6 protein-coding genes are annotated in these 13,871 nt (G+C 56.1%); 1 reads left to right on the forward strand and 5 read right to left on the reverse strand.

The genetic code is table 11. The annotated features are described in order from the left end of the window. Window positions 1-138 precede the first annotated feature (138 nt). Together ACP7DE_RS17405 and ACP7DE_RS17410 are read right to left on the reverse strand one after the other, a co-directional pair. Window positions 139-1,563, reverse strand: coding sequence for a UvrD-helicase domain-containing protein (locus ACP7DE_RS17405; RefSeq protein ID WP_426073287.1), 1,425 nt, complete (start codon window positions 1,561-1,563; stop codon window positions 139-141). Next, the gene (locus ACP7DE_RS17410; protein WP_426073288.1) at window positions 1,550-3,283 is read right to left on the reverse strand and encodes an ATP-dependent nuclease; all 1,734 of its coding nucleotides are present in this window, start codon (window positions 3,281-3,283) and stop codon (window positions 1,550-1,552) included. Before ACP7DE_RS17410 ends, ACP7DE_RS17405 begins: the two co-directional genes overlap by 14 nt. A gap of 1,929 nt (window positions 3,284-5,212) precedes the next feature. Here ACP7DE_RS17410 and ACP7DE_RS17415 point away from each other — a divergent pair. Next, window positions 5,213-5,875, forward strand: a complete 663-nt coding sequence (locus ACP7DE_RS17415) for an SOS response-associated peptidase (protein ID WP_426073289.1) — start codon at window positions 5,213-5,215, stop codon at window positions 5,873-5,875. 518 nt (window positions 5,876-6,393) lie between these two features. On the opposite strand, the gene avs1c is transcribed toward ACP7DE_RS17415, so the two are convergent. The 3 genes from avs1c to avs1a are packed head-to-tail and all read right to left on the reverse strand — an operon-like array spanning window position 6,394 to window position 13,659. Then, window positions 6,394-6,657: an AVAST type 1 anti-phage system protein Avs1c gene (gene avs1c / locus ACP7DE_RS17420; protein ID WP_426073291.1), complete on the reverse strand. Its 264-nt coding sequence runs from the start codon at window positions 6,655-6,657 to the stop codon at window positions 6,394-6,396. Between the two features lie 14 nt (window positions 6,658-6,671). Then, the gene (gene avs1b / locus ACP7DE_RS17425; RefSeq protein ID WP_426073292.1) at window positions 6,672-12,503 is read right to left on the reverse strand and encodes an AVAST type 1 anti-phage system protease Avs1b; all 5,832 of its coding nucleotides are present in this window, start codon (window positions 12,501-12,503) and stop codon (window positions 6,672-6,674) included. Next, on the reverse strand, window positions 12,496-13,659 hold the full coding sequence (gene avs1a, locus ACP7DE_RS17430) for an AVAST type 1 anti-phage system MBL fold metallo-hydrolase Avs1a (RefSeq protein WP_426073293.1): 1,164 nt from the start codon (window positions 13,657-13,659) through the stop codon (window positions 12,496-12,498). The genes avs1b and avs1a overlap by 8 nt, the downstream gene beginning before the upstream one ends. Between the last annotated feature and the right edge of the window lie 212 nt (window positions 13,660-13,871).

The raw sequence follows: 13,871 nt of genomic DNA on the forward strand, positions 1-13,871 counted from the left end.
GCAGCACATGGCGTTGATAATCCGACCACATCCGTACCAAGCCGCCGCCAGTTAACGAAAGCCGCACTCAGGCGGCTTTTATCCAGCTCGTTGAGGCCCGACCGTCACTGGATGCATCAGTTGTTGAATGAGCTTTCGCTAGCGGCCCGGGGCGGGAGTTAGCAAAGGCGTCAACGAGCAAACCACGACTCGCCTCGCGCCTCGCGTGAGGGCCACGTAGAGGTGTTGCGCGGTCATGCGCTCGGGCTCAAGAATGACCGCAACATCAGCCTCCAGCCCTTTCAGTAAAAGTGTGCTGCCAACGGCGCGCCGGCCCAGCGGCCGACCCATATGGCGGTTGCGCTCGCGCATCTGCATCGCCGCGCCAGTAAACCCGCCTTCTCCCCCAGCTGCTCTCAGTGCTGAGATACAGCAGTGCAGTACTTCCGGGCGGTAGACACGCGCACCGCGTTGGTCTGCAAGCGACTGGAGTAGGTCAATCGAGGTCGTGTGGTTGGGAGTCGTCACGAAAGTGACTGCTGCGGTTTCCGCAGGCGTAGCGGGCGTGCGAGCTCGGCCTCCTCGTATTGTTTCTACCCGCGCGAGCAAGTTTGCAGTCCCCACCTCGGTCATCAACGAAGTGGCGAACTCGGCCAGCAGCCGCAGCGCATTGGGACTCGCTAAGTCGAACTGGCGCGCGAAGTTCAATAGGTCTTTCAGGTCGACCGCCTCGACGGAGGTAGCGCCCGGCGTCTGCATGGTGAGTTGATGGCGACCATTGACATTCATGGAGTCGCCAATTACAAGAACCCGGCCATCTCGGTTTGGCGCCACCGTGCGTGCGGCCACGAGTCGCTGCTGCATTTCCATGCCTTGGGTTAGTTGAACCCACTGGACGCCATCTGGCGCTTCACGCAGGTCTACAGGCTGACCCGCCTGCAATGATACTCGGGCTTGAAGTAGCCAGGCGCCTAGTTCATCCATGCCTGCCAGCCGCCATCGCCAAGGGGTCTGCAGCGCGCCGATGGGCGGGAACGCAGTCTGAGCCTCACGTTCCCAGTGGACAAGTGGGTCGCGGAAGCCAAATATCGCCTGCATTGGGTCACCGAGAATGCAAGTGGGCAGCGTCTGCGCGATGGAACAGATGATGGCATGCTGTGTGGCATTGCAATCTTGGTACTCATCCACCAGCAAACGCGAATAAGTCGAGGCTATGGGGTCACTGATGTGACCGGCCTGCAGCAGTCCTTGCACTGCAACTCGGATGACTGCGTAGTCAGCGTTCGGGTTGGCTAGCTCGAGAACGCGCGCGTTCAGGCCAGCGCGTAGCGGAAACTTCGCCGCTAACCGCATGGAGAAACCGTCGATGGTCGAAACTTTGTACGCCGAGCTCGGGACGCCGCCACGCTGGAGCCTGGCGCGTAGCGCCGTGACTCCAGCGTTGGTGTGCGTTAACACCAAGACTGGCTTGCTGCCCGTATGTTGACTCAGCGCATCCGCGATGAGTTGGGTCTTGCCGCATCCGGCTGGGGCAGTAACTGAGCCCAGACGCGCTTGAAAGATGTCGATTTCAGGCTGCGGCACTCGCCCACCTCCCAAGTTGATTCGTGATTTCGATGAAGCCCGGCTCTGCATTCGCAATGTTGGGGCCGACGATATCCTTAGCGATTTCTTGGAAACCTGTCACCGACTTGAACCAGCCGTTCTTGTTGTTGCGGGCGGCAACTCCGAGCAATGCTCTACTAGCCGGTGTGTACCTCCCAATTAGCCGTTCGACCTCTATTGCGTCCAAGGTGGTCTGGCCGTTCGACTTCGACTTTATGTGCTCAGCCATGAGCTCGCGGCCAACCATCTCATCCGCCTTATTCAACAGCGCATCTACCGCGTCATCGCTTGAATGGAGGAAGAGCTCATCCTCAAGTGCCAAGCCTGGCCGCCAGGCAAGGTAATGGCCGCCAGCCGCAACGAATCTATCGACGAGTCCGACAGTTGAAACCGGCTTGTCTGCATCGACGAAGACGAGGACGCGATAGCCCAAATTGAGAAACGCTTCTCCTCGCGTGAAGCATTGGTCAGGGCTACCTCCGCCTGCGTCCACGTATGCGCCTCCATGGGCCAAAAATGATGTCGCGCCGCATTGAACCCACCACTGGTCCATACCGCGAGCGAATCCGACCTCGCTAGCGCCTTCGCAGACGATGACAGACTTGGCCAGGAAGGCCTCGGCCGATTTGCGCAAGGTACCCTGAATTCCGTCGTCGGTACCAGCACATGTGGCCGTGTGGATACCCGCACGCTGGCGTACGACAAAAAGCTGGTTGCCAGAGAGTTCCCTGAGCGTTACTGGCGAATGGGTTGTCATAAAGACCTGAAGCGGCTGGGTCGCGTCCTTCGCTCCGAGTGAGTCGAGCAGGCGCATTAGCCGGTGAGGCTCAAGTCCGTATTCGACTTCGTCTACCAGGGCGACGGTGGCAGCCGCCGCTGCGGCCCTCTGCAAACCCGCTACAAGGAGTCGCCCCGAACCGGTACCGAGCGACCGCAAAGGAATGCCGGTCTCGCTGTGGAGGGCGATAGCACCGTCGCCAATCGACACCGAGTGAGCATCAAGTAGCGCTTGAGCGCTCGCACCGACAGCTACGCCAAGAGCGGTCGCTGTCTGGGTGACCACTTGCAGGGTCTGAGCGAGCTGAGGGCCAGCTTGTGCGCCGAAGGTGGCCCGGGCGGCGCGTGCCGCATCGGCGAGTTCCGAGCCAAGATTAGCGCGCTCTTCCGTGAGCCGGTTCAGCACCGAGCCCCTAGCCCAAGAAAGGTTCGTGTTTGCATAGGTTCCGATTCGGGCTGGTGCTAGGAGGCTACGGTCCTTCCAGGCCAGAGACCGCTCCAGTTGTTGCTGAGCGGCCCGGTCGGAATGAAGCGTCCAACTCGGTTCGAGGTCGGCGTTGACCGCGAGCTTCAGCGTCAGAACTGTTTCCAGTCCTGCACGCGGCTCGTCTTCAGTCAGCCCGGTACCGAAGTCAAACCCACGAAGGAACTCTCCGTAGGTGTCGATATTTTTCAGCGCATCGGGTAGTGCACCAATTGTGACCGCAATCATGATGGTTCTAGTTACGTCCAGGCCAAAAAAGTCCGTGTCGCCGAAAGGGGCGCTCCTCCGTGCTCCTAGGCAAAGGTCGATAGCATCAAGGATGGTCGACTTGCCGCTGTCCCCTGGTCCGATAAGGCAGTTCACGCCGTTGGATGGTCTCCAGTCGAACTTCTGTATCGAACGGAAATTTTGAATTTCGATGCGGCGGATACGCGTCATAAGCTCTCTCTGGTAGTCGAACAGGTAATTCCACGCGACGAAAGCCGCTCAAGGGGCACAAGTACTCGTCAGATTCTCCGAACGCAACTCCCTTAGGAAAACCGGCGCTGGGAGTCCAGTCGTCCACGCATCACAAGCAGCCCACATTCGACGTTAAAGTTGACTTAGCGAACTTCTGCATTTGGCCGATTGCCGTAATTGGCAGGTTCCGTTCCGAAGTGGACACTAAACCTCTTAGCGGCGCCCGACCGGCCCATCAGTCCTGGCACAACTATTCCTGCGCATAGGACATGCCAACTTCAGTGTGGTCGGCCGCAAGCATTGTTCGCCATGTCAAACTGGATATAGGCTGCTCCAAGAGCTCGGCAAAATCTTTCATTAAAATAGAGCATCTCGGATTTGATGGGTGCACAGGCTGGCCCGCGGTCTCAAAGACCTGAATCACTCGTAGAAATAGCGCCCTCTGAATAGGCTGGGCCCGCCGGAGACTTCCCTGTCGGGTTCGCATTTGGAGCGCGCCCAAACCGAACCAATTCATCTCCAGGGAACGTTTTTCGTCTACGTACAGGATGCGCGGGAACATATGAGGCCTAAGTTGTTAGGAGGTAAAGGGATGCTACTGGGTGCTGGTCACGAACAAAAAAAGATGTTGCACCAGTTAGCGTACGGCGACACACTCTCCAACACTCTGCCGGTAGCCCCTCTGACATTCCCACCCATTGCCCAAGTAGTTTAATTTCGCGTTCACAGGCAACTCTACAGCGATACATTCCTGACCGGATTGGCGATATCCGCGGACACATTCCCATCCGTTGCCTAGATAGTTCAGCTTCGTGTTTGGGGGCAATGCAACGGCGATACACTCTCCAACACTCTGCCGGTAGCCATGCTGGCATTCCCACCCATTGCCCAAGTAGTTCAGCTTCGCGTTCATAGGCAACCCAACAATGACACATTCTTGCCCAGACTGCCGATAACCGCGCTGGCATTCCCACCCATTGCCTAAGTAGTTCAGCTTCGCGTTCGCAGGCAGCTTAACCGCGACACATTCCTGACCGGATTGGCGATACCCAGGGACACATTCCCATCCGTTGCCTAGGTAGTTCAGTTTTGTGTTTGGGGGCAATGCAACGGCGACACATTGCTGCGCAGTCCGATAATATCCGCGCACGCATTCCCAATCGTTACCTACGTAATTGAGCTTAGCATGGGGCGGCAGTTTAGAACTATTTGAATGTCCTGCCGGTTGGGCCGCCGAGGCACTACCAGAGATTGGTTCTTCATTCGGGGAATATGTGCCAGGCACTAAACTGATGCCTGATTGCGCTTCCGGTACCGGGCTCACAGAAGCGCTATTGGATTCGGGAGAAGAGCTCGACGGCGTGGTCTTCGTACCTGCGGCACCTGTGTACGGATTCACGTTGCCTACCGTGCTCCAGTTGTTGGAGAAGTTACCGTCAGGAGCAGACCGCATATGAGGCTGGACATAGGTTCCGTCTTTTTTGACATACCCTCTGACGGCGACTGGTGCGCCACTACCTCTTGGTGCGGCGAAAGCCAGTGAGAAGCACAACATTAGGCACAAAAGGAAGTAAAATTTGGCGCGCATTGCGTACTCCATATAATCAATTTCTTGAAGCGGATTCAGATTCTCACGCCAACGGCAGCTAATGGCCGCTCCCGGCCCATGAGGATAACCAATTGCCACGCGGGGAAAGTCACACATTGTCACGTCAACATGAATGGTTGCTGCTGGCAGGGAACCGACGGTCGGAACGGCTCCGCGGTACCGCACGACAATAGGTTGTCGAAATGCTTCGTGGTAGTCGCCTGGTCCAGTCCGGAATAGACGAGCGCCATCATAGATGGATAGTTCCTGACGAGATACTTGGATAAAATCGAATATCTGCATTCAACCCGGAGAGCGCCATGTGCGTCAACTACGTAACTGTCTCACGGCAACTGGCCTTCGACTTCTTCCGCACTTCCATGGAGGAAAGCGACGATTGGCGTGATGAACTCTACCAGGACAACGTTGGCCCAATCATCGTTCATGACGAAGCCGGCAATCGAAAAGGCCTGACTGCCACATATGGGTTCGTCCCCAAGCGGCACATGCCACCCGGTCAACGCCTCACGACGATGAACGCCCGTGCTGAGACAGTTGGCCAACTGAGGACGTACAAGTCCGCTTGGGCCAAGTCTCAACTTTGCCTCGTTCCAATGGTCCGCTTCTTCGAGCCAAACTGGGAACAACGAACGCATGTGCGATGGTCTATTGGAATGGCCACCGGTGAACCATTTGCCGTCGCCGGCCTCTACCGGGAATGGGTCGAGGAGGATGGGAAGAAAGCAATTTCGTTCACCCAGTTGACCATTAACGCCGACGACCATCCCTTCATGAGCCGCTTCCATCGACCAGGCGAGGAGAAGCGTTCGTTAGTCATTGTTCCGCCCAGCGAATACGACGAGTGGCTTGGTTGCAAAGACCCAGAACGCGCGAGGACATATCTTCAGCCGTATCCGGCCGACCTGATGTGTGGAGAGCCGGCACCGAAAACACCTGTTTTCAAGCAGCGCGAACTTTTTTGAGCTGAACGTACTCGCTAAAGTGGAGACCCGAGTCTTTCAAGTGGCGCTGGCAGGGCATGCGGCGAAGCGATGCTAGAAGCGACCGGGCGGCCGGCGTCGACTATCGCCAGTTTCCTGAGAACCGCCAAAGAAGCCGACTTGCCCGGCCGCTGCGTGTCGCTCCAGGCCCGGTTCTGCATGCTCTGGCGAGAGTAGAAGGAATCCCACAGGTTGAGCTCACAGTCGTGAAGCGCTACGGTGGATACATCGCGCTGGCTGCCAAGGCCGTGCGGGATGCCGAGTGCTTTCAAAAAGGCCTTCGAAAAGTGGCTGAACGAGACTGCTATGCCGGAGACGAGGGTTGCCTGAGCCTAGGTGGCAATAAACAAGCCGCCCGAGGGCTGCTTTCGTTTAGCTCGCGGCAACCGCTTACGGATGAATACTCTTCCATTCGGTCACCACTCGGTCGGAAGTGCAACGGAAAATTAAAAGGGTGCGGAACTGAACGGAAGGACCGCACTATGGCGACAGGCAGCTACTTATCGCCCCTTGTTATCCAAGAGCGTCCCGCCAAAGTTCATATTGCGCATCTGATAGGACTGGTTTGCGGTCAGCCGTGCCATTTCGTCGATACTGAGAAGGTCAATTCGGCGGTTTGGAAGGTGGCGCACATTGAGCAAACTATCCGGGCCTCGAAGGCCCTTGGCGAAATACATCTTCTTGTTTTTCAGTTGTTCCCGCGCAAAGTTCATGCGCTCTTCAAACTCGGCCCTAGTTAAGGGCGTGTGCATAGGCGTAAACATTCAGTTGTTGCTCTCTAGAATTTGTGAAGGACCGCTTGGACTTTACCATTGATTCGCAGAATCCATTGCATTCCCCAACCTTCAGGTAATGCAAGTGCTTCACGCTCAATCGCAAGTAATGTGGTCTCGTGTCGACGACTTGAAGCCAAACTTGTCACAGTACCTCCATCTCTCCAATGGTACCGAACAGTTTTCGATGACTGAATACTCAAAAGCTGCAGAAATCGAGGCGTTGGAATAGCCGGACTAACTGAACCGAAGTACGCGATGGTCGGCATGGCTCTGCCACATACAGCGAGGGGTTCATCAGGCCCCGGCCTAGGTAGCTCGGTTACCTTGAAGGTAGGTGCAGTAGGCTGTACTGCCTGTGGCTGCCCAGGAGGCACCAGATGCGATGTAAGTTCCACGTAAATAGTACGTCGTTCCCTCTCCAGGAAGCATTGCAAATCCAGGAAGACTAGATTCCCATACGATGGCAGGTAATTTCGTTCCCAGCCGTTTTCTACGCACGCCACGAGGTTTGTTAACAGGTCTCTTCCGTTCTCCGGTTCCAGAAGCGTCTCTGGGTTGTAAGCCCTGAGCAAGACCTCAGTATCCCTGAGCTTGGTCACAGGCATGGGCTGAAAGAGTGCGGTATTCAGTGCATAGCGAACGGTTGAAGCCCAACGACCGGTTGGGAGACCCGCGTCTTCTCGTCCCCCCTCCGCGACAAGCGATTCCAACGTACAGGCCATTTCGACGGTCAGTGGCAAACAGGAGTCGTCCATCTGAGACGCGAACGCTTGAAGGGCGTCTCCGGTAAGAACACCTAGTCGGGACAAATCGCGCCAAAGCTTGTGCAGCGTCGGCGGCACAAAACTTGGCGGTCCTTTGTCTGGAGCGGGAGCGGAAATAGGGCAATCCTCTGGAAATCGCCTCTGCAGCGCCTTGAAGACCGTCGCGGCCGAATCGACACCACGTTTGCTCGCGCGTTCAGCGATTCGCATAAACGTCGCGAGCCTGCCCACATGCCGACACTGCTCGATAGCCGGTGCAAGTTCAATGTGCGGCTCGATGCCTCGCCACAATTCCTCAGAGTCTTCACGGGAGAGGATGTCCAGCGTTGCAGAAGCAATATCTGCCCGGTTTCGCCTTTCCATCGAGATAGCGAGACGGGCGAGTTTTGGGAGCCAATCTCTGTTCGCACGGGCAGCCCACAGCACCATGGCCGCGCCGCTGTCACGGCGTTCCCAAGCCGGATGGTCTAGTGTCCAAAGCAAAAGTTCAAGTAGGGCCTCAGATGCATCACCAGCCGCAGAATTACCGATGTATACGAACGGCGCCGGTGAGGCGTCGCCAACGATTTGCCTGATGTGGTCGATGGCTACCGCTAGCAGTTCCGCTTGCTTGTCTGCACAAACCTTTTTTCCAACCAGAGATATAAGGTGGGATGCAATCGCCCAGCGTTGCGTATGGCGTTCCTCGATAGCCAGTGGTCCATACAGTCTGGCGAGCTCATCGGCGTCCTTGACTTGGGCGTTGATGAGCCGGTCGGCGTCGCTGCCGGAATGATTGTCCGACCAGACTGACCATCCTGCCGCTTGCAGAGTCTGTAGTGCCTCGATGCACATTTGAGTTGCCGCCGAGAAGTTGCGTCGACTCAGCTGTTTGCGCGCGCTCTCAATTTGATTCTGAGCTTCACTTACTGCTGAACTCTTGCCAAACGTCCCAGGGAGAAAGAAGCGGTCATCCTCGGCATCCTCCTCGGTCACGTCATCGCTCGGCTCCTGGTTACCAGCTCCAAGTCTTTGCGTTTTGTCGCCGTCATCTTGCTCATCACGGAGACCGAAACTCGATGTCAACTGTTCAATTTGGCTTTCGTCGAGTTTGGACCTCACCTCACCCAAGAGACGAGCGAAGTCGGGGCGAAGGTCCGCCGGCAAGCTTGAGACGAGGGTTCGTAACAGCAACCAGGCTCGTTCAGTGTTTAACGAGTTTGCAATTGAACGGACCCGAGCCTTTACTTGTATTAGGTCGTCAGGATTATTTGCCAACTCTGAGATGATGGCGGCGTACTCGCATCCCCAGTCGGTCAGGTGTCGCTCGTCACCATGTTGGTACACTTCCAGTAGTGCCCAACGCAACTGCCAGTTCGCCTGTTCACGGGTGTGATGTAGTAGCGAGAGCAGAGCGGCCTGCTCCTCGAGCGCTGCTCCTGGAAACCGCATGCCAACAAGGGTTGAAACGCGGTCGAGGTTGCCGCTCGTCGCCTGAGCGAACAACTCATCGAGGGTGCCACAACTCTGATGTTGGAAGTATCTAACGGCATCTAAGAAAAGCGACCGACGGCAGAGTTGTCCTATGAAATTTCCCTTGTCGGTACGGATAAATCGTTGGAACGTCATCTCGCCCGCGGCACGTTCCAATAGGCCAGCGATTTGGGCAAGCGACGAAGCTTGTACGGGCGAAGTTGCGGGTAGCGTCTCCAATGTGCCGACCATCATGGACAACTGGTCTTCCTTGTACCAGCTTGGCCCCATCGAGAACGATAGCACCGATTTATAAGTTCTAAGCGCTTCCTCGGGCGCTTCCAGCCTCGCCAATAGTGGGACAATTTGCAGAAGCTCTGGAACGAGCTCAAACCTGTTCTCCACGTTCGCCGCGACGTAGTCTCTCCAGAGTAATACGAGCGAGAAAACCTGATTAGTGTTCGCTCCATCGGGGGCACGCTCGATGAAGAGGCGCAGAACTTCTTGGAGCACCTTCCGAAATCCTTCGTTGTACAGGCCAAGCTGTACGCCGAACCCGCGCTCCATTGCGTCGAGCAAGACCATCGCTTTCGTCGGAAAACAGTCAAGCACCAGCTTGGCGAGACGTCGGTATAACTGCGGCACCAGGGTCTCGGGAATGAGGTAACTTGACTCCCAGTGGATACGCGATTCAAGCTTGAACGAGAAACAAGGCAGAAGTGCATCGGCCAGGAACGACCATACGGCTTGCAAACCAGCTGGGTCTTTTGCCGCCGTGGCCCTCCTGCCCTTTCCATCGCACCATGCTACGGCTCGTGCGATGTCCTCAAGCGATACTTCCCAATTTCCGCTAGTCGGCATTTGCACGGAAGGCGCGGCATATCCGCTCTCAAGGAACCAGGATGCTCGAAGGCTCAGCATCGCACTTTCGAAGATGGCTTCGTCAGGAGCCGCTCGATTTTTCTCGTAGAACGGCAGTGTCCCATCTCCCATATTCATGCCTGCGGAATATGTCTCGATAAGGCAAGGAGCGGCGCCCGCTTCAATCAAGGCGTCCGTGATTACGAAACGTCTGTCCTCTGGACGCAGAGGTGCACTGATGACTCTTTCAATATCCGAGAGCATGAGGTCAACCGTCTCGCGCTTGAGTGCGACTCCATAGTGCTCTGAATGCATTTCGGCGTGCGTCAGTGCCTGCAGGAAGATAAGTAGTTGGTGACGCAAGTCAACGTCGGGCGGTACGTTTAGGGTTCGGAAAGGTGAATACGTGCCTTCGAGGCATAGCCGTGCCCCCATCATTTCACCGGTCAGCTGCCGAAGTACGTCGTCCCCCTCACCTGGAGTGAAGTTACTATCGGGGTGGTGCAGGATACCTTCGACAATGGCGCGAAGAAATCTGCTGAACGATGGGTCGGCACCTGCGGCTCGTGCAAGGGAAAAAGCATGCAGTCGACAGTTCACGGCACTGAGCAGCTCTCGAGTACTGACACCGTCGGCGGAGTATATTTTTTCAAAGACTGAATTTACTTCACGCTGAACAAGCTCCAAAACGTCTAAAGCCTGCTCAGGGCTACCCTGCTGCGTCAAGGCATTTGCCACGGCGAAAGCCTCATCCGCCGAGACGACGAGGCGACCGTTGCGGACGACGTGCCGAAGGGCGCTATCAGTTTTTCCGAGTGAGATGAGCGCCAGAGCCACGAGCTCTGCTGACTGCACGAAGAGAGTGTTGTACCGAAAGGTAAGCCGCTGGGAGAGAAGCAGCAGGCGAATGATGTCGGTTGCTGTTCCAACACCGGCAGCAGCAGCAAGGGTCTCTTCAATATCCGCGAGCAGGACCTCTGGCTCTGCGCCGAGTAGCACAGAGTCGTCAACCCACCCCTGCTGACAGCCTTGGATAGCCCGCAGACGGGACTCCCGGCCGCCCCTCAGCCCGTGGAAGACCTTGTTTAAAGCTCCATAGTCGCCGCTTTCTCTTACGCTGCAGAAGCCTTCGAGGCGCGCGTGCACCCATTCGCTGATGGTTGCTGTCTTGTGAACCACGAACTCTGAGAATGACGGATGATATATCGCAGTGTTCTCGGGATTTGCAAGCAAATGCCGGACGCGAACGAGCGTGGAAGGGAACACTCCCGATTCGGCAGAGGTCAGCATGCCTGTCAAATTATTGGCAGGGATGCCCCAACGCAGGCGCGCAATAATGCCAAGTAAATTGACGACTTCTGCGTTGGGTACTAGCTTGACCCAGATGGTCTCGTAATAGTCCTCAATGGAGCCGCTGAACACGGGCAGCTCAGCAATGTCACCCTGAGTGGCTCCGCTGTTAACTAAATCAGCCAAGTACCTAAGGTAAAGCGGATGTCCCAACGCTCGGTCGCAAAGGGCCCCCACGATTTCCGTAGTGGCCTTTTCCTTGTCAAGAAATTCGACACAAATCCCGTATTGAGTGTCGCGGTCCAGGTTGGGGAGGGTCAAGCGCTCGGCACCCTGGAGAATTTCCCCTAGGCTGCTGGCAATCGAATCTATCCCGACGCCGGTGATGACCACTACCAGGCTCTCAGGCATCTTTTGCGGTAGCAGATTAACGAATCGTTTTAGGGTATCTTCGCCTGCACCAGCAGCCTCATTGATGCCATCGATGAAGAGTACACCCACCTGCCCTGCCTTTGCACAGCGTTTCGCCAACGATTGCAGTACTTCGTTGGTCTTCTCAATGAGCTGGCTATACGATAATTCCATTAACCTAGCTGGCTTGCCTGTCGCCTTTTCCGAGAGCAGGGAGTTCATCCAGTCGAAGAAAACCTCTGGTTGGGCTTGGTGCGCTGGCGTTGAGCCACGGGAATGCTCAGTAAAATGGTAGACGCCAAGCTTTTCCAGGTTTGGTGTCTCTGGCCTAAATTGTTGGCAATACGTAGATTTACCGACGCCGTGTGAGCCATCGACAAAGGCGTATCCACTGCGCTTTTTGATGATGGCAGACTCGAAGAGTGCGTCAAAGGCTGGCCGTGCTCCGATTGGTCCAGAGTCTTCGTTGTCAGGAGACTCGTTAGGTAGCAGGTCATTCGCCTCAAGGAAAGGCTTCAGCATCGAGAAACTCAATGCCCCGATGGTATTATCTATGTTGAGTCGTAGCAAACCTTTGCAGACGGCGCCCACCATGAACGCAGAGCCGGAGAGTCCATGGTAGTTCGACAGATGTATTCCTGGCTCTACAGACAAGTCTAGGTCTACGCCATGCACCCGCTCGGCTAATACTTGCTGAACTTCACCTCTGACGACATGACCCAGTTGTAACTTAACCGCCGGGTATCCAAATGCAAACCACTTCTCTCCCGGACGCGGGCCATCGGAATCAATGGGTATGGGCTCGACGCTGAGCGGGGTAGATAGTTGCAGCAGGCAGACATCAAGGTCTTCGTCATGTGGGCCGACGACTACCGTGTGCTCAGATGCAGATGAGCCAACGCCAAACCGAATAATGACAGGCTCGCCAGCACGTACTGCGGTTTCGACACAGTGATATGCCGTGAGGACGAAGTCCGCCGTAATGAGCCACCCAGTCCCTGATTCGTCTTTGCCAATAACTTGGCACGTGGCCTGCTTGATTTCCTCTTCAGTCATAGTAGTTCTCTCTCACTTGAATCCAGTCGTTCTCAGCTACATGGACGCTGAAGGCTGTGCCGGACTTCGATGTATGTGATTTAAGCTGCTTTGACGCAGCAGTTTCGTAATTGAAAAAAAGGTGCCTCTTGAATGGCGCCGGTCGGTCCACGATTTCGGCTAGCACCTCAAAGTCTGGATGGCCATGGTGGGTCCCATCGGATGAGATGAGAAAGCAGGGCGAGTCTGCAACCGATAGAAGGTCCACGCTTGTGTTGTGGAAGCTCCCATGGTGTGAGACTTTAATGGCGTCGAAGATGATGGGCTTAGTCGGTGCGTGAAGCGACCGCAGCTTTGCTACGACGTCTTCAGCCCAAGCATCCCCTAGGAAGAGAACTTGCTTGTTTTCCGTGGAGATGATGCACGTGATGGAGCTGCCGTTGGAGGCGGAGGTGTCTGGCGTGTAGACTTCTGCGAGTCGTCGACTTGCGTTGGCTGCTATGGGCGTGGCCTGAGGAAAGGAAGGGGCCGGCACGCTGGCGCACCACATCTCATAGGCATCGTCAGTGAGGTCGCTGGGCTGAGATGAACCCTTGTAGTCAAGCTTTCGGAGCTCTTTCAGCCACAGCTTGCGCAGTTCTTCGAGACGGGCGGTCGTGGGCCCGATAACGCGGATGGTCACATCATTTGGCAAAGAAAGTGTGTCACCTTCACTGATGCAGGTCGAGCAGTTCCCCGAGTTCCAGGTGTAGCCATACTCTCGAAGGAGCTTGGCGAGTGAACTACCTTGTCGAGCGCTTATGGGGTTCGGCGAAGATGTCGGGGCCCTCTGAAAGCCACGGCGCCGAATGGCTTCGAGAACCATGCGGTCATGAAAGCCGTCAGGCTCTGCGGCCGGGGCAGGCAACGACCGTAGGCTGTTGTGCCAGACGGCGTCGACCTCAATGCCTCGTTTGGCGGGAGTGCCGTTGTGCGAGAAGAACTCCAGAAGGCCGCCGATGTGGTCGGCGTCGATGTGCGTGCAGACGACAAGGGCAAGCCGACCTCCACCCTTTGCAAGCTGCGCCAAGTCCGTAGCAATGAAGTTTTGGTAAGTACTCGCGAAGCCAGCATCAATGAGGAGGTATGTACCGCCGGCGTCAACAAGGAAGGCATCGCCGTTCTTGGCGGTGTACATTTTCAGTCTAAACATGTAAGTGGGTAAGCCGGTTGGTGTTTCTACGTCAAATGTACTTATTCAGTGTGCACGGCCAGATGTGCTAGCTCGCAAAGCTTCTCGCTTTCGCATAGCACGCCGTTTTACGCGCTCTGGCTTACGGTGCGTTCCTGGGTGCGCCCGAACCTTCAGAATATTTGGTCAGAATTGCTGTCACCCCCTAGTATACTTGT

Origin of the sequence: Janthinobacterium sp. DSP2-3-3 (genome assembly GCF_049897325.1) — a bacterium.
GTDB lineage: Bacteria > Pseudomonadota > Gammaproteobacteria > Burkholderiales > Burkholderiaceae_D > Janthinobacterium.